Genomic DNA, 16,426 nt, shown 5'->3' with positions numbered 1-16,426 from the left:
CGGATATGTGAAAAAAAGAAAAGAGGGAAGAAATGAATCAATTGACAAAAAAGAATACAATATTAGTGGGACTTACATTGTTCTCCATGTTTTTTGGAGCGGGAAATTTGATTTTCCCGCCGTTTTTAGGAAATCAAGCAGGCGTAAATGTATGGATAGCCATGGCGGGATTTGCCGTTACAGCGATAGGTTTTCCGATTTTTGGTGTGGCAGCAGTCGCAAAATCAGGAGGGTTGGATGTGCTGGCAAAAAGAGTTCATCCTGTTTTTGCATCTATATTTACCCTTTTAATCTATGTGTCGATTGGGCCGGGACTTGCAATTCCGAGAACGGCAAGCACTTCTTTTGAGATGGCAGTGCTGCCTTTTATTCCGACGGGTATCGATGCAGGGAAAGTACAGCTGATCTATTCAGCGGCGTTCTTTTTCGTGGCATTTTTGATTGCTTTGAAACCGGAAAAATTGACAGAATGTTTGGGAAAATTTTTGACTCCATGTCTGCTTGCGTTGATTTTTATCGTATTTGTGCGGGCGCTGTTTTTTAAATCAGGAAGCTTTGGGGCGTCGACAGAGGCATATCAGGCAGGAAGCTTTGTAAAAGGATTTCTAGAAGGTTATCAGACGATGGACACGATTGCAGCATTGAACTTTGGAATCGTAATCGCACTCGGAATTCGTGCCAAAGGAGTGACTGAGGAGCGGGCAGTTGTCAAGGAGACGATGAAGGCAGGTCTGATTGCAGGTGGACTCCTGCTTGCAATATACAGCGCGCTTTGCTATATCGGAGCGATGGTGAGTGGAACGTATCAGAACGGGGAAAATGGTGCGCAGGTTCTGACATATGTTGTGCAGAAAATATTTGGACAGGCAGGACTTGTTCTGCTCGGAGTTATTTTTCTGATTGCATGTCTAAATACATGTGTCGGTTTATTGTGCTGCTGCAGTGAATATTTCAAAGAACTGATTCCAAAGGTTCCGTATATTGTATGGAGCGCTGTCTTTGCCGGAATAAGTTTTCTGGTATCCAATCTTGGACTGAGTAATATTTTGAAAGTATCAGTTCCGATTTTGCAGACGATTTATCCGATGGCAATCGTATTGATTGTATTGGCATTTTTGCATCCGTGGATCGCAAAATGGAGATTTGTCTATCCGGTTACGATTCTGATGACAGGACTGACAAGCGTTTTCTATATATTAGGAACGCTTGGGGTAAAAATGGGCGTGATTACAACTGTTTTAAAGAGTCTGCCGTTATATAAAGAACAGTTAGTGTGGATCATACCTGCAATTTTCGGCTTGGCTGTGGGAATTTTGAGTTCGATTCTATTGCCAAAAAGGGGGAGAAAATGAGAAAAAAAAGAATTGTGCTTGCTTCAGCATCACCAAGAAGAAGTGAGTTGATGAAACAGGCTGGATTTACATTTGAAATTCAGGTGAGCAAAAAGGAAGAGGTTTATCAAAGTGAGCGACCGGATGAGATTGTAGAAGAACTGTCTCTTTTGAAGGCTGAGGATGTCGCGCAAAGTTTGGAACAAGAAAATGTGATCGTGATCGGAGCCGATACGGTTGTAGCTTTGGATGGAAAGATTTTGGGCAAACCAAAGTCAAAAGAAGATGCATTTGCGATGATTCAGAGTCTGCAAGGAAGAGCACATCAGGTTTATACCGGGACTGCGATTTTGATTTTTGATGAGTTCGGAAACTGCCGGACAGTCAATCATGCAGTGTGCACGGAAGTATTTGTAAATCCGATGAGTGAAGAAGAAATCACAGACTATATCGAACATGAAAATGTCATGGACAAAGCGGGGGCGTATGGAATCCAAGGGAGGTTTGCAATCCATATAGATAAGATAGAAGGAGACTATTATAACGTTGTCGGATTGCCGATTTCTTATATTTATGAAGTGCTCAAAGAGGAGGTAGAACGATGAAAAACCCAATGGAATCCAAACCGGTATTTCCGCTTTTGATGTCTATGGCAGTACCGCCGATGGTGTCGATGCTGATCCAGTCTATGTACAATATAGTGGACAGCATATTTGTTGCGCGATTGGGTGAAGAAGCGCTGACGGCAGTTTCCCTTGCATATCCCTTGCAGAATCTTGTCTTGGCGGTTGCGGTAGGACTTGGAGTGGGGGCAAATGCAGGCATTGCAAGAAATTTGGGAGCCAAAAATCAAGACCGGGTAGACCGCATTGCTGCTCATACAATTTTCTTTACGGCGATTCATGCGATTATTTTTATACTGGTTGGAATTTTTTTGACGAAGCCGTTCTTGCAGATGTTTACACAGAATGAAAACGTGCTGAGGTGGGGATGTGAATATTCATATATCGTCATCTGCCTTTCCTCCGGAAGTTTGTTCCATATTGCGATCGAAAAGATGTTTCAGTCCTGTGGAAATATGGTGATTCCGATGGCGATGCAGGCACTCGGTGCGATTATCAATATTATTTTAGATCCGATCATGATATTCGGCTATTTCGGATTCCCGGCACTCGGGGTAAAAGGAGCGGCGATCGCAACGGTGATCGGGCAATTTGCAGCATGTATCTGTTCTGTGATTTTGTTTGTGGCCAGATGTAAAGAAATCAAGATCCGGTTTAAAGGATTTCGTTTGGATAAGACAATTGTAAGCCAGCTTTATGTCGTAGCGATTCCGTCCACGATTATGATGTCACTGCCATCTGTTTTGATTGGAATTTTAAATGGAATCCTTGCGGCGATCTCTCAGGTGGGAGTGGCAGTGCTTGGAATTTATTTCAAACTGCAGTCGTTTGTATATATGCCTGGAAACGGAGTGATTCAGGGAATGCGTCCGATGATCAGCTACAGCTATGGAGCAAAACAATACGACCGTCTGAAGGAGACGATCAAAGTGAGTGTGCTGGTGTCGGGAGTCATTATGATTTTAGGGACGATGTTGTTTGTGCTGCTGCCTAGACCGATTCTGGAACTATTCAAGGCGGGAGATGAGATGATGACAATGGGAGAAACGGCGCTTCGCGTCATTGGAACCGGGTTTATTTTTTCGGCGGTCAGCACGGTGTTTGCGGGTGTGTTTGAGGCGCTTGGAAGAGGTGTGGAATCACTTGTGGTGTCTTTGCTGCGTCAATTGGTCATCATAGTGCCGGTATCACTTATGTTAGTGAGATTTCTCGGTGTGACAGGAGTTTGGATATCGTTCCCGGTCGCAGAGATTATTGCGATGGTAATTTCGATTATTTTGTTGAGACGAACCTTGCATCGCCTTGTTGAAAGAAGTACAAATTCGTAGTAAAATAGTGGTATGAAGTTACGGGAGTGTTTATCGAAGCGAAGGGAGGCATCGATATGAACGAAAACTTAATTCACAATTTGAAACATGTAAAAGAATGTCTTGTAAACAAGGAGATGGTCGGTGAAGACTGGGAGGAGCGACAGGAAGTCCTCGCAAAATTAGAAGATGTAGTGACTTATCTGAATGATGCAACGGAGGAAAGTATTAATTTTGAAGAATAAAGGTGTTAGCGGCAGCATGGAGATGAAAGCATTCATATTTGATATGGATGGACTTATTTTTGATTCGGAGCGAGTAGTACAGCGCTCCTGGAATATTGTAGGGTGCGAGATGGGATATGGAAATATCGGAGAACATATCTATAATACGCTCGGAATGAATGTGGTCAGCAGGAAAAATTATTTTTTGAAACATATCGACCCGAAGTTTCCACATGAGGAATTTACGGCAAGGACGAGAGTGGTGTTCCGTGAGATTGTAGACAGCGAAGGTCTTGCAGTGAAGCCGGGAGCGAAAGAGCTGATTATGCTTGGAAAAGAAAAGGGATATCGTCTTGCTGTGGCGACATCCTCCAGAAGAGATTATGCTTCCAGACTTTTAAAAGAAGCAAAGGTGTATGACTATTTTGACGGATTTGTGTTTGGCGATATGGTGAGCCATTCTAAACCGGATCCAGAGATTTATGAGAAAGCTTGTGAGGCGATTGGAGTGTTGCCGCAGGAGAGCGTTGCATTTGAGGATGCGCCGGCGGGAATTCGTTCAGCGGTGGCAGCGGGACTTCGAGTTGTAGCGGTTCCAGACCTTGTGCAGCCGCCAAAAGAGTTGGAAGAGATAATCTGGATGAAGCTTGATACACTGGAAGAGATGGTGAAATATATAAAAGAGGATTAAAAAAAGATTGCGTGTGCAATCTTTTTTTATATTACTTCGATTCCCATCTCCCGGAGGCACCGCAAGGAAGTATAAGTCCGGTCTCAGTTACCGGAAGTCCGATTTCCTGTGAATCAACTGTCCCATTGAAGCGTTTCAATTCCGTTGCAAGCATATAAGTCAATACGGCAGGAGCGAGCCCTGTTGTGTAAGAGTTGATCAAGAAAAACAGCGGGTTGTCCGATAAAATCTGTGTACACAATTTAATTAGTGGATGAATTGCATCCTCAATCTTCCAGATCTCTCCTTTTGGTCCGCGTCCGTAGGAAGGAGGATCCATAATAATTGCATCATAATGGTTACCGCGGCGGATTTCACGCTCCACGAACTTGACACAGTCATCTACAAGCCAGCGGATCGGAGCGTCTTTCAGTCCTGATGAGACTGCATTTTCTTTTGCCCATGTAACCATTCCCTTTGATGCGTCCACATGTGTGACTTGTGCACCTGCAGCAGCTGCCGCAAGAGTGGCTCCTCCCGTGTAAGCGAAGAGGTTCAGTACCTTGATTGGGCGCCCGGCTTTTTTTATCTTCTCTGAGAACCAGTCCCAGTTCGTCGCCTGTTCCGGGAAAAGTCCGGTGTGCTTGAAACTAAATGGTTTTAAATTGAAAGTAAGGCTCTTATAATGAATCTGCCACTGCTGTGGTAAATCAAAAAATTCCCACTCGCCGCCTCCTTTTTTGCTGCGGTGATAATGACCATTCATAGTTCTCCAGCCTTTGTGAGCTTTGTTTGTGTCCCAAATTACCTGAGGATCCGGTCTTACCAAAAGATAATCGCCCCAGCGCTCCAGCTTTTCTCCGTTGGAAGTGTCAATCACTTCATAATCTTTCCATCCATCTGCTATCCACATAATATTGTAATCCTTTCTATTAACAAAGAAATTTTTGTCTTAAAACTATCATCTCATATAATTTTCAATATTGCAATTGCTGAATATAGACTACGGTCTACAGTACTCCCAATTATACCAATAATTTCAAGGCTTGTATAGATTTATTAAATTAAAAAAATAAACAAAATTTTAACAAAATCAGTTTACCTTCTGTCGGTTTAGTGATAGAATATTTCTATAAGTGAAGAATGTAGGAAAGTTGACAAGAAAAAAAGAAAAGGTGGAGAGAATGATGTTAAAAGTAAATGCAATTGGAGACAACTGTCCGATTCCGGTAATTAAAACAAAAAAAGCAATGCAGGAAGTGAACGGTAAAGAGACGATAGAAGTGTTGGTTGACAATGAAATCGCAGTTCAGAATGTGACAAAGATGGCATCGAGTGCGGGAGCTAAAGTTACTTCTGAAAAAACAGCAGAAAAAGAATTTAAGATTACGATTCTTATGAATGGAGCAAAGGAAAGTGAAGAAGAGACGGTCTGTGTGCCGGATCAGAGAGAAAATACGGTGATCGTAATCAATTCTGACCGTATGGGAAATGGAAATGACGAACTTGGAAAGGTGCTGATCAAAGGTTTCCTTTTTGCTGTCACACAGCTTGAAAAACTGCCAAAGACAATGCTGTTTTACAACGGTGGAGCCACACTCACTGCGGAAGGCTCAGATTCACTCGAAGATTTAAAGAGTCTTGAGGCACAGGGAGTAGAGATCTTAACTTGCGGAACCTGCCTGAACTATTATGGTCTCACTGAGAAGATTCAGGTCGGAAGTGTGACAAATATGTACACGATCGTGGAAAAGATGGCAGAGGCAGACAAGATTGTAAAGCCTTAACAAAAGAGGAAGAGAAGGAGAATACGATATATGAGGTATGATGTGAAACTGACACAGATGACAAAGACGGCGGGGTGAGCAGCAAAGATAGGTCCTGAGACCCTTGCCCAGGTTCTGGGTAAGTTGCCAAAATTCCAAGACGATAATTTGATCGTGGGAATCGAAACATCAGACGATGCTGCGATTTATAAAGTGACAGATGAGATTGCAATGATCCAGACGGTTGACTTCTTCACTCCGATTGTCGATGATCCGTATACGTTTGGTCAGATTGCAGCAGCAAATTCATTAAGTGATGTATATGCGATGGGAGGGGAACCGAAGATTGCATTGAACATTGTGGGATTCCCGAATTGTCTCGACCCTGAGATACTGGGGGAGATTCTCGCAGGAGGCGCGGATAAAGTAAAAGAAGCCGGTGCTGTTCTTGTGGGGGGACATTCGGTGCAGGATGATGAACCGAAATACGGATTGTGCGTATCTGGGTTTGTGCATCCAGATAAGATTTTTAAGAATTATGGAAGCAGACCGGGAGATGTACTGATCCTGACAAAGCAGATTGGAAGTGGTATTGTCAACACTGCAATCAAGGCAGAGATGGCATCTGAAGCAGCGATCAAAGAGGCGATTACAGTTATGTCATCTCTCAATAAGAAAGGGAAAGAAGTCGTTGAGCATTATCCGGTGACAGCGTGTACGGATATTACAGGCTTTGGTTTGCTTGGACATTGTGTGGAGATGGCATCTGCAAGTGATGTGACATTTGAACTTCAGGTAAAAGATATTGCATATTTGGAGGAAGCTGTTTCCTATGCAAAGATGGGACTGGTTCCTGCAGGGGCATATAAGAATCGGGAATATTCCGCAGAGATGGTCGATATGGAACATGTAGAAGAACACTATATTGATCTTCTGTATGATCCGCAGACCTCGGGAGGACTTCTGATCAGTGTGTCACCGGAATATGTAGATGATATTATGAAAGCGTTTGAAGAAAAAAATATGGACACAAAGGTGTCGATTATAGGGAAAGTAGTAGAAAAAGGCGATAAATTGATTCGCTTATATTAGGAGAACAAGTGAGATGGATAAGAATCTTTTATACCGCAGCATACCAAAAGTGGACGTGTTGCTCGAAGATGAGAAAATAAAGCAAATGATAGAAGTTTACGGAAGGGATATTGTGATAGATGCCATTCGAGTGGAGATGGACAGACTCCGTAAGTTTATTGAAAAATGTGATTCAGAAGAGGAAGCACGAGAACAGGTTCAAAATTTGATAGAGCAGATCAGGCTGCAGGCAGAGAAAATTTTTAATCCAAATATGAAAAAAATCATCAATGCGACAGGAACGATTCTGCACACGAATTTGGGACGTGCACCGATCAGTTTAAAGCATATGAAACATATTTCTGATATTGCGACAGGATACTCAAATCTCGAATATAATCTGGAAGCGGGAAGACGTGGAGAGCGGTATTCACATTTTGAAGAGCTGCTATGCAAGGTAACCGGTGCGGAGGCGGCGATTGCGGTCAATAATAATGCCGCTGCAGTGATGCTTATTTTAAGTACGATGGCAAAAGGCGGAGAGGTGATTGTCTCAAGAGGAGAGCTTGTTGAAATCGGTGGAAAATTCCGGGTTCCGGATGTGATGGAGCAAAGCGGTGCGACACTTGTAGAAGTTGGAACAACTAATAAGACCCATTTCGCTGATTATGAAAATGCGATTACGGAGGAGACGACAGCACTTTTGAAAGTACACACAAGTAATTACCGAATCGTGGGATTTACCGAGTCGGTTGGAATTGATGAACTGGTTCCACTGGGGGAAAAGCATGACCTTCCGGTGATTGAAGATCTTGGAAGCGGTGTTCTGATTGATTTGAGTAAATACGGCATCACCTACGAACCGACCGTTCAGGATTCTATTCGAAATGGCGCCGATGTCGTGTGCTTCAGTGGAGACAAGCTTTTAGGCGGACCACAGGCAGGCATCATTGTCGGAAAGAAAAAATATATTGACAGGATGAAACAAAATCAATTGATGCGTGCGCTGCGAATTGACAAATTTACGGCATCTGCGTTGGAAGTCGTTTTGAAAGAATATTTGTCCGAAGAAAGAGCGGTACAAAATATACCGGTTCTTCAGATGATGACGAAACCATTTGAAGAGGTGAAAAAAGAGGCGCAGCGTCTGAGACGTCTGCTGAATACTCTTTCTTTACATGCGGAGATTGAACTGGAGGAGTGTCATTCACAAATCGGAGGAGGATCCCTGCCGCTTGAACGAATTCCGAGCATGGCAGTGACGATCAAGCCGCTTGGAATGTCGACAGTGGAGTTGGAAGAATACATGCGTTTTCTTCCTGTGCCGATTATCCCGAGAACGATGAATGACAAAATTTTCTTAGATGTCAGAACAATTGGGATCCAGAATTTTGCATATTTTAAACAGTTACAGAAAATAGAAAGGCTTACGACCTGATTATGAAAAATATTATTATTGGAACAGCCGGTCATATTGACCACGGTAAAACAACTTTGATAAAAGCGCTCACCGGTCGAAATACAGACCGGTGGGAAGAGGAACAAAGAAGAGGGATCACGATCGATTTGGGATTCACATATTTTGATTTGAAAAACGGAGATCGTGTCGGAATTATCGATGTTCCTGGACATGAGCGGTTTATCAACAACATGGTTGCGGGAGTTGTCGGTATGGATCTTGTCATGCTTGTTGTTGCTGCAGATGAGGGAATCATGCCACAGACACGTGAACACATGGACATTTTAGGAGAGCTTGGAATCGAAAAGAGTATTCTTGTGTTGAATAAGTGTGATCTGGTCGAAGAAGATTGGCTGGAGCTTGTCAAAGAAGAGATTAAAGAAGAATTGGAAGGCACATTCCTTGAACAGGCGCCGATCGTGGAAGTGTCGGCAGCGACCGGACAGGGGATACCAGAGCTTATAGAGGTTATCGAGCGACTGACTGCGGAAGAAGTGGTAGAAAAAGATGTGAATACGATTCCGCGTCTGCCGATTGACCGTGTATTCAGCCTGTCAGGATTTGGAACGATCATTACCGGGACATTGCTTGCGGGAACGATTTCAAAAGAGGATAATCTGCAGGTATATCCGATTGGAAAAGAATGTAAGATACGAAATATTCAAGTGCATGGGCAGGATGTAGAGAAATGCTATGCGGGACAGCGTGTTGCAATCAATCTGTCGAATGTGAAAAAAAGTGAACTTCGGAGAGGGTGTGTACTTGCGCCGCCAAACAACATGAAAAATACGATGCTTTTAGACGTGAAACTAAATGTGCTGCCGTCATCTATGCGTGTGTTGACGAACCATACAAGACTGCATTTGTTTACCGGTACAAGCGAGATTCTCTGCCGAGCGGTGCTGCTTGACAAAGAAGAGATTGGACCGGGAGAGAGTGGATTTGTACAGCTTCGACTGGAAGAGGAGATTGCACTTCGCAGAGGGGACAAGTTTGTAGTGCGTTTTTATTCTCCGATGGAGACCATCGGGGGCGGAATTGTTTTAGAACCAAATCCGAAGAAAAAGAAACGATTTGACAAAGATGCGATTGAGGAATTGCAGAGAAAAGAATCCGGATCTTCGGAAGATGTCATTGAACTGCACGTAAAGTCACATGAGGAGACGATGATTACTGTGACAGAGCTTGCGAAACTGACGGCGCTTTCGATGGAAGAGGTGACGGAAGATGTACAGTCTTTGGAACAGCAGGGCATTGTGAAAGTATTTCGTATGAAGAAGGATACATATGTGTGGCATACGATACATGAACAGAATATGCGTCACCGGCTGACGGAAGCGCTTTGCGGTTATCATGAAAAATATCCGTATCGGTATGGAATGAAAAAAGCAGAGATCCATATGACTTATATGAAAAAGGTAAAATTAAACGTATTTGATTTGTATGTGGAGATGCTGTCAGAGGAAGGTGCTTTAAAACGTCATCAGGAATTTTTGCAGCTCCCGGAATTTGAAGTGCGAAAAGATGCGGTTTATGAAAAGGTATTGAAGACGGTTCAGAAACAATTTGAAAAGGTACAGTTTGATTTTCAAAGATTTTCAGAGATTTCTTTTGGGAATATAAAACGGGAAGAAGTAGAAGATATCATGCTGTTACTGATTGATGAGGATATTGTGGTGAAGATCACGGAGGATATTTACACCTTGAAAAGCATTATTGAGAAAGCGAAAGAAGTCATTCAGAACCGACTGAAAGAGAATCCGTTGATTACGATTGCAGAGGTTCGGGATCTCCTTGGGACAAGCAGAAAAAGTGCAAAACCAATCTTGGAATATATGGATAGTATCAAAGTGACAAAGAAGAATGGAACAGAGAGTGAAAGGGTAGCTTACGTATGAATTTAAAACAATTGGAGGCTTTTGTACATGTTGCGGAGGGGGAAAGCTTCTCAAAAGCGGCAAAGGAGCTGTTCTTGACACAGCCAACTGTCAGCGCTCACATAGCCGGTCTGGAGAAAGAATTGAATGCCAGATTGTTTGTAAGAAATACAAAAGAAGTAAAATTATCAGAAGAGGGAAAACTATTGTATGATTCTGCAAAACAGATTGTTGCGCTGCAGAAAAAAATTGAAAAGACATTTTTGGAGAATGAAAAGAAAGAAGAACACTGTATTACGATTGCGGCGTCTACGATACCGGCACAATATCTGCTTCCGGAGATTCTTGTGAAATTCAATGAGAAATATCCGAATGAGCAGTTCAAGGTCATTGAGACAGACAGCGCCAAAGTGGTGGAGGAAGTACTGAATCATACAGTGGATATCGGCTTTACAGGGACGGTCATAGATAAGAAACATTGCAAATATGTTCCGTTTTATCAGGATGAGTTGATCATCATCGCTCCGAACAATGAGAAATTCCGGAAATTGCAGGAGACGTCCAGTGATACTAGATGGATTTTGCAGGAGCCGCTGATTATGAGAGAAGAGGGTTCTGGCACGCGAAAAGAAGCGGAAAAGCAATTGAAGAAAAGTGGAGTTGAGATTGGCAGACTCAACATTGTGGCGAGCATGGAGAATCAGGAAGCGATCAAAAAATCAGTGAGTAATGGAATGGGAGTGTCGATCATTTCCAGACTTGCGGCGGAAGAAGAAATTGCAGAAGGAGCAATTTTGGGATTTCCACTTACAAAAGAAGATGGAAAGAGAGATATCAACGTTGTGTATAACAGGAGTTTTCAGTTGTCTCATTTGTCGGAAAAATTTGTAAAGACCGTAAAAGAGATTTACAGGCAGAAGGCACAGTGTTTGCAGAAAGTGGGGGAATGAGAATGATCTATATGGATAACGCCGCAACGACAATGCGAAAACCAAAAGAAGTTGCTGAGGCAGTCATGCATGCAATGAATTCAATGGGGAATGCAGGGAGAGGTGCGAATGAAGCGTCTTTGAGCGCTGCGAGAGTAATCTATGATACAAGAGAATTACTCGCAGATTTCTTTGACGCGGAAAATCCAAAACAGATTGTGTTTACAAGTAATTCTACAGAATCACTCAATATTGCGATCAAAGGGATTTTGAATCCGAAGGATCATGCGATCACGACAATGCTGGAACATAATTCCGTCTTGCGTCCGTTGTATGAGATGGAAGAGCGTGGAGTCGAATTGAGCATTGTGAAAAGCGACCGTAAAGGAAATATTTCTTATGAAGAGATAGAACACGAGATCCGTCAGAACACGAAAGCTATTATCTGTACACATGGATCGAATCTTACAGGAAATATGATAGATATCAAGAGAGTCGGAGAGATTGCGAAAAAGCATGGGCTTCTTTTTGTTGTGGACGCTTCTCAGACAGCGGGAGTATACCCGATCGATGTGCAGGAGATGCATATTGATATCTTGTGCTTTACCGGGCATAAAAGTCTTCTTGGACCGCAGGGAACCGGAGGGATGTATGTAAGAGAAGGCGTGAAAGTACGACCTTTGAAAACCGGCGGAAGCGGTGTGCAGACGTATAATAAAAAGCATCCGGCTGAGATGCCGACAGCGTTGGAAGCAGGAACGTTGAACGGACATGGAATTGCAGGTCTGCATGCATCACTTTCTTATCTGAAAACAGAAGGGATTGAAAAGATTCGTAAGCGGGAACTGGAACATATGTGGAAGTTTTATCGTGGCGTGAAAAATATTCCTGGAGTGAAGGTGTACGGTGATTTTGATACAGAAAATCGTTGTCCGATTGTGACGCTGAATATTGGAGAATATGATTCTTCGGAAGTGAGTGACGAACTGCTTGTGACGTATGGAATCAGCACAAGACCTGGGGCGCATTGTGCGCCACTGATGCATGAGGCGTTAGGAACGGTAGAACAAGGTGCAGTCAGATTCAGTTTTTCCCATTATAATACAGAGGAAGAAGTGGAAACTGCAATCAGGGCGATAGAAGAATTGGCAGAGGAAGAATAGATTTATGAGAAAAAAAGAGTTAAAATTAATCGTGACATTTCATACAACCGCAGATGCGATGGCAATGGAAAAATGCTGTAAAGAGCATCAGGTTCCGGGAAGATTGATTCCGGTTCCGCGGGAAATCTCAGCTGGGTGCGGACTTTCCTGGTGCGCGGATCTAAAAGAGCGCGAAAAGGTGCAGGAGATAATGAAAAGAGTTGGAATTGAAGAAGAAGAGATACACGAATGTATGGTGTAAAAGAAAGAATAGATTGTGCTTGTGCACAATCTATTCTTGTTCAAACCCGATTTTAAAGCGTTCTAAAACTGGCTGGAGCAGTTTCTGGCTGTATTCGGACAGTGAATACTTTCCTTTGCAAAGAACCCAGTCATAAATCAATGCCCGCTCAAACATAGCGTAAATCTTTACCAGTTCGCTTGTAGTGCTTGTAGAGGCAAACTCTCCTTTTTGAATCCCATCTTCTATAATCTCTGTAATCCATGTGTAATAGAATCGTTTTTTATCGAGCAGCGATTTTTTGTCTTTGGTGACCAGCTGCGAGGAGTAGAGTGATGCCAACAAATGGATATCTACACTCGTCTCTATCATATAAAATAATTCTTGATTTAAAAACATCAGTTTATCATAAGAGGGAAGATTGGGGTCTATTACTCCGGCTAATTCTTCATATTTAGAATCAAATAGATTAGACAAAGAACTTAAAAGAGCATCTTTTCCTTTGAAATAGTGATAGAAAGTTCCCTTTGAAGTCTTGGATGCAGCAATGATGTCATCTACAGTAGTGGCATCGTATCCGTTTTTGTAAAATAGATTCCATGCGGCTTTGACGATGCGGCTTTTTGTAGATTGGCGTTTTCTTGGCATGTAATTTCACTTCCTTCTTAAAAATTAATATTGTTTCAAAATGACAAAATAAAAGCGGATTGAGATAATCCGCTTTTATCATTCTTATAAATTATAACAGAATTATTTTGTGCTGTCTAGACTAGCCTACCTGAAAACCATATTTCAATGGGTCTGTTCCGTCAATGAGATATGTTCCAACACCTGTCAAGTAGCAGCTTCCTGTAATCATTGGGATGACAGCATCAAAATCTGCAACTTTTGTAGTCTCTTTGATCACACCTTTGAAAGTTGTTCCGATAAAGCTTTCGTAGATAAATTCTTCGCCTACTTTGATCTCTCCCCAGTGATGAAGTGTAGCAAGTTTTGCACTTGTACCTGTTCCGCATGGAGAACGGTCAGCCATAGCATCTCCGAATACAACAACGTTTCTCATAGTTGCTTTGTCAGGATTTGGAGTTGGTCCGTAGAATTCTACAAGATCAACTGTATCAATGTCAAGCAATGGATGTTTTACCGGAATCTCTTTGTTAATGATTTCCATCATCTTCATTCCTAATTTGGTGTACTCAGGAACTGTCTTTGGATTGATCTCTCCGATGTTTAATTTTGTTGTGTCGACTAATGCAAAGAAGCTTCCACCGAAAGAAATTGTAAATGGAATTTCCTGTCCGTCAACTGTAACAGAAAGGTTTTCTTTGTAAACAAATGCAGGAACGTTTGTTAATGTGACATTTTCTACCTTACCGTCTTTTACGATTGCTGTTGTGCGGATAAGTCCTGCAGGAGCATCCAATACAACAGAGTTCTCTCCTTCGTGAGATTCTACTAAACCAGCTTCGATGGCTACAGTGACAGCACCGATTGTACAGTGTCCGCACATGTTTAAGTATCCGCCTGTATCCATGAACATTACACCGAAGTCTGCTTCTTTGTTCACTGGCTCGCAAAGGAAAGCACCGAACATATCATGATGTCCTCTTGGCTCGAACATCAATGCTGTACGAACGTGATCGTAGTTGTGTTCCATCCATTTTTTCTTTTCGATCATTGTGTTTCCTTCAGGTTCCGGGAAGCCGCCGATTACGACTCTACAAAATTCTCCCACAGTATGAGCGTCTACTACTTGAAGTTGTGCTTCAAAACGATCAAAATTTACGTTGGCTTGTAATTTCATAATATACAACCTTCTTTCTTTTTATTTTTGTTTAATGCTTGCTCTGAATACACATACTAGTCATATCTCTAATTGGTCTCCGATTGAGCAGTCTGTGACTGTGCTTACATTCAATTATAGAAAATAACTATAAATTGTCATCTGGCAAAGAGTGCCTGATCGGATTTTTTGAATCATAACATCTCTAAAACAAGGTAAGAAATGATAAAAAACTAACGATTAGACTATATTCTAGTATATAGTTCAGTTTATATACACTATTATGTCCCAAAAGGCTTGAAAAGTCAATGAAATTTTGCTAAAATAAATTTAATAAAAAATGTCTAAAAAGTGTTGAAAACTGCGGAAAATTGTGATAAAGTTAGTGAGCAACGAAATATGATATGGGGGTAGTTGGGTGACTGGTGTGCCTCCTGGTCTTCAAAACCAGTGTGGGGCGTTAAGAGCGTCCCGGGTGGGTTCGATTCCCACATGCCTCCGCCAAAAAAGTGTTAAAAAAAAGACCAACAGAAAAAGAGGTCTGATATATAGAAAAAACCTATAACAATAAATAAGTGAGCAGAGGGTACTCGGCTTTTACTTATATAAAAATAAAATATAAAGGAGAAGATTGTCATGGGAAATTTACAGATTCTACTAAGACAACATGTAGGTGCACCTTGTGAAGCGATTGTAAAAGCCGGCGACAGAGTGGAAAAAGGAACTCTGATTGCAACACCAACAGGGCTTGGCGCTAATATTTTTTCCAGTGCATACGGTGAAGTTGTTGAAGTGACGGAAGACAGAATCATTATTAAACCGGACGAGGAACAGAAAGATGAATTCGTACCAATTGAAGAAGGAAGCAAGCTTGATATGGTGAAAGCTGCCGGAGTAGTTGGTATGGGTGGTGCCGGATTCCCAACAGGAGTAAAACTTGGCACAGACCTTGAAGGTGGATATATTTTGATTAATGCAGCAGAGTGTGAACCGGGACTTCGTCACAACATTCAGCAGATTGAAGAAGAATGTGACAAAGTAATCCGCGGTGTGAAATACAGTATGGAGATTTCGAATGCTGCGAAAGCAATTTTTGCAATTAAAAAGAAAAATACAAAAGCAGTTCAGACATTGAAAGAAGCTTTGAAGGATGAACCTGCAATTTCTATTCATTTACTGCCGGACATTTATCCGATGGGCGAAGAAAGAGCAGTTGTAAGAGAGTGTCTTGGAATCGAACTTGATCCGACACAGCTTCCTTCAGCAGCAAAATCTATCGTTATCAATGTGGAAACACTCGCAAGAGTTGCAGAAGCAATTGATGAAAGAAAGCCTTGCTTCAGTAAGAATCTTACAGTAATCGGTAAGCTTAACGGTGGAAATCAGCCACATGTATTTATGGACGTTCCGGTAGGAACATCTGTGGAAGAGCTTATTGAAAGAGCCGGCGGTATTGATGGAGTATATGGTGAGATCATCATGGGCGGACCGTTTACAGGAAAAGCAACTACATTTGATGCGCCGATTACAAAGACAACAGGTGGAATTATCGTGACAATGGAATTCCCTGATCTTCACGGAGCAACAATCGGACTTCTTGTCTGTGCGTGCGGTGGAGACGAAGCGCGTATGCGTGATATCGCAGAAAAGATGAATGCAAAAGTTGTTTCTGTGGCAAGATGCAAACAGGCGGCAGAGATGAAGAACGGCGCTTTGAAATGTGAAAGACCGGGAAATTGTCCTGGACAAGTTAAAAACAGCATGCAGTTTAAGAAAGATAAATGTGAATATATAGTAATTGGTAACTGCTCTGACTGTTCCAATACAGTTATGGGATCTGCGCCGAAGATGGGCTTGAAAGTATTCCATCAGACAGATCACGTGATGAGAACAATTGGACATCCGCTTTACAGATACTTAAGAGTGTCTAAAAAAGTAGAACAAGATATTTAGATAACGGTATAACTATCACCAGCCGAATCACGTGGAAAACCCCCGATTTT

16 protein-coding genes and 1 tRNA gene are annotated in these 16,426 nt (G+C 42.2%); 14 read left to right on the top strand and 3 right to left on the bottom strand.

The genetic code is table 11. The features are described from left to right. The first annotated feature begins 32 nt into the window (after positions 1-32). From brnQ to AC6I5B_RS15540, 5 genes are read left to right on the top strand one after another with little or no spacing between them, the layout of a single operon-like run. Positions 33-1,352: a branched-chain amino acid transport system II carrier protein gene (brnQ, locus tag AC6I5B_RS15560; RefSeq protein WP_071144481.1), complete on the top strand. Its 1,320-nt coding sequence runs from the start codon at positions 33-35 to the stop codon at positions 1,350-1,352. Beyond that, positions 1,349-1,936, top strand: a complete 588-nt coding sequence (locus tag AC6I5B_RS15555; protein ID WP_004613577.1) for a Maf family protein — start codon at positions 1,349-1,351, stop codon at positions 1,934-1,936. The genes brnQ and AC6I5B_RS15555 overlap by 4 nt, the downstream gene beginning before the upstream one ends. Next, positions 1,933-3,282 (top strand): MATE family efflux transporter, encoded by a 1,350-nt coding sequence (locus AC6I5B_RS15550; protein WP_004613578.1) that lies wholly within the window; start codon positions 1,933-1,935, stop codon positions 3,280-3,282. The genes AC6I5B_RS15555 and AC6I5B_RS15550 overlap by 4 nt, the downstream gene beginning before the upstream one ends. A 56-nt stretch (positions 3,283-3,338) precedes the next feature. Next, positions 3,339-3,506 (top strand): hypothetical protein, encoded by a 168-nt coding sequence (locus AC6I5B_RS15545; RefSeq protein WP_022251013.1) that lies wholly within the window; start codon positions 3,339-3,341, stop codon positions 3,504-3,506. A gap of 16 nt (positions 3,507-3,522) precedes the next feature. Next, entirely contained in the window at positions 3,523-4,176 is a 654-nt protein-coding gene (locus AC6I5B_RS15540) for an HAD family hydrolase (protein WP_044987649.1), read from the top strand. Positions 4,177-4,207: 31 nt separating this feature from the next. On the opposite strand, the gene AC6I5B_RS15535 is transcribed toward AC6I5B_RS15540, so the two are convergent. Then, positions 4,208-5,068: a class I SAM-dependent methyltransferase gene (locus AC6I5B_RS15535; RefSeq protein WP_004613581.1), complete on the bottom strand. Its 861-nt coding sequence runs from the start codon at positions 5,066-5,068 to the stop codon at positions 4,208-4,210. A gap of 274 nt (positions 5,069-5,342) precedes the next feature. Between AC6I5B_RS15535 and yedF the strand changes: the two genes are divergently transcribed. Genes yedF through AC6I5B_RS15500 form a run of 7 tightly spaced genes read left to right on the top strand, consistent with a single transcriptional unit; the run spans position 5,343 to position 12,661 of the window. Further along, a complete protein-coding gene (gene yedF, locus AC6I5B_RS15530) occupies positions 5,343-5,942 on the top strand; it encodes a sulfurtransferase-like selenium metabolism protein YedF (RefSeq protein ID WP_044987650.1) in 600 nt (199 codons plus the stop codon). 30 nt (positions 5,943-5,972) lie between these two features. After that, positions 5,973-7,013, top strand: coding sequence for a selenide, water dikinase SelD (selD, locus tag AC6I5B_RS15525; protein ID WP_083382863.1), 1,041 nt, complete (start codon positions 5,973-5,975; stop codon positions 7,011-7,013). Positions 7,014-7,026: 13 nt separating this feature from the next. After that, positions 7,027-8,430: an L-seryl-tRNA(Sec) selenium transferase gene (gene selA / locus AC6I5B_RS15520; RefSeq protein WP_004613584.1), complete on the top strand. Its 1,404-nt coding sequence runs from the start codon at positions 7,027-7,029 to the stop codon at positions 8,428-8,430. Positions 8,431-8,432: 2 nt separating this feature from the next. Further along, positions 8,433-10,349 (top strand): selenocysteine-specific translation elongation factor, encoded by a 1,917-nt coding sequence (gene selB / locus AC6I5B_RS15515; RefSeq protein ID WP_071144479.1) that lies wholly within the window; start codon positions 8,433-8,435, stop codon positions 10,347-10,349. Beyond that, positions 10,346-11,278 carry a selenium metabolism-associated LysR family transcriptional regulator gene (locus AC6I5B_RS15510; protein WP_004613587.1) on the top strand — a complete coding sequence of 311 codons (933 nt, stop codon included), beginning with the start codon at positions 10,346-10,348 and terminating at the stop codon, positions 11,276-11,278. Before selB ends, AC6I5B_RS15510 begins: the two co-directional genes overlap by 4 nt. 2 nt (positions 11,279-11,280) lie before the next feature. After that, entirely contained in the window at positions 11,281-12,420 is a 1,140-nt protein-coding gene (locus tag AC6I5B_RS15505; protein WP_044987652.1) for an aminotransferase class V-fold PLP-dependent enzyme, read from the top strand. A gap of 4 nt (positions 12,421-12,424) precedes the next feature. Beyond that, positions 12,425-12,661, top strand: a complete 237-nt coding sequence (locus AC6I5B_RS15500; protein ID WP_004613590.1) for a putative Se/S carrier protein — start codon at positions 12,425-12,427, stop codon at positions 12,659-12,661. A 30-nt stretch (positions 12,662-12,691) separates the two neighbouring features. Here the strand turns inward: AC6I5B_RS15500 and AC6I5B_RS15495 are convergent, their stop codons facing one another. Beyond that, on the bottom strand, positions 12,692-13,288 hold the full coding sequence (locus AC6I5B_RS15495) for a TetR/AcrR family transcriptional regulator (protein WP_004613591.1): 597 nt from the start codon (positions 13,286-13,288) through the stop codon (positions 12,692-12,694). A 121-nt stretch (positions 13,289-13,409) separates the two neighbouring features. Continuing rightward, positions 13,410-14,444, bottom strand: coding sequence for a proline racemase family protein (locus tag AC6I5B_RS15490; protein WP_004613592.1), 1,035 nt, complete (start codon positions 14,442-14,444; stop codon positions 13,410-13,412). A 385-nt stretch (positions 14,445-14,829) separates the two neighbouring features. On the opposite strand from AC6I5B_RS15490, the gene AC6I5B_RS15485 reads away from it, so the two are divergent. After that, positions 14,830-14,927, top strand: a tRNA-Sec gene (locus AC6I5B_RS15485). A 126-nt stretch (positions 14,928-15,053) separates the two neighbouring features. Further along, entirely contained in the window at positions 15,054-16,376 is a 1,323-nt protein-coding gene (gene prdC / locus AC6I5B_RS15480; RefSeq protein WP_318253558.1) for a proline reductase-associated electron transfer protein PrdC, read from the top strand. Positions 16,377-16,426 lie beyond the last annotated feature (50 nt).

This window comes from Faecalimonas nexilis (genome assembly GCF_059731825.1).
The sequence above is the reverse complement of the archived record's forward strand: the minus strand, read 5'-3'. Positions and strand labels throughout refer to the sequence as shown.

What these genes read in the sequence shown, in the direction of transcription:
- brnQ (WP_071144481.1), top strand. Translation starts at nt 33, where the DNA reads ATGAATCAATTGACAAAAAAGAATACAATATTAGTGGGACTTACATTG.
- AC6I5B_RS15555 (WP_004613577.1), top strand. Translation starts at nt 1,349, where the DNA reads ATGAGAAAAAAAAGAATTGTGCTTGCTTCAGCATCACCAAGAAGAAGT.
- AC6I5B_RS15550 (WP_004613578.1), top strand. Translation starts at nt 1,933, where the DNA reads ATGAAAAACCCAATGGAATCCAAACCGGTATTTCCGCTTTTGATGTCT.
- AC6I5B_RS15545 (WP_022251013.1), top strand. Translation starts at nt 3,339, where the DNA reads ATGAACGAAAACTTAATTCACAATTTGAAACATGTAAAAGAATGTCTT.
- AC6I5B_RS15540 (WP_044987649.1), top strand. Translation starts at nt 3,523, where the DNA reads ATGGAGATGAAAGCATTCATATTTGATATGGATGGACTTATTTTTGAT.
- AC6I5B_RS15535 (WP_004613581.1), bottom strand. Translation starts at nt 5,068, where the DNA reads ATGTGGATAGCAGATGGATGGAAAGATTATGAAGTGATTGACACTTCC.
- yedF (WP_044987650.1), top strand. Translation starts at nt 5,343, where the DNA reads ATGTTAAAAGTAAATGCAATTGGAGACAACTGTCCGATTCCGGTAATT.
- selA (WP_004613584.1), top strand. Translation starts at nt 7,027, where the DNA reads ATGGATAAGAATCTTTTATACCGCAGCATACCAAAAGTGGACGTGTTG.
- selB (WP_071144479.1), top strand. Translation starts at nt 8,433, where the DNA reads ATGAAAAATATTATTATTGGAACAGCCGGTCATATTGACCACGGTAAA.
- AC6I5B_RS15510 (WP_004613587.1), top strand. Translation starts at nt 10,346, where the DNA reads ATGAATTTAAAACAATTGGAGGCTTTTGTACATGTTGCGGAGGGGGAA.
- AC6I5B_RS15505 (WP_044987652.1), top strand. Translation starts at nt 11,281, where the DNA reads ATGATCTATATGGATAACGCCGCAACGACAATGCGAAAACCAAAAGAA.
- AC6I5B_RS15500 (WP_004613590.1), top strand. Translation starts at nt 12,425, where the DNA reads ATGAGAAAAAAAGAGTTAAAATTAATCGTGACATTTCATACAACCGCA.
- AC6I5B_RS15495 (WP_004613591.1), bottom strand. Translation starts at nt 13,288, where the DNA reads ATGCCAAGAAAACGCCAATCTACAAAAAGCCGCATCGTCAAAGCCGCA.
- AC6I5B_RS15490 (WP_004613592.1), bottom strand. Translation starts at nt 14,444, where the DNA reads ATGAAATTACAAGCCAACGTAAATTTTGATCGTTTTGAAGCACAACTT.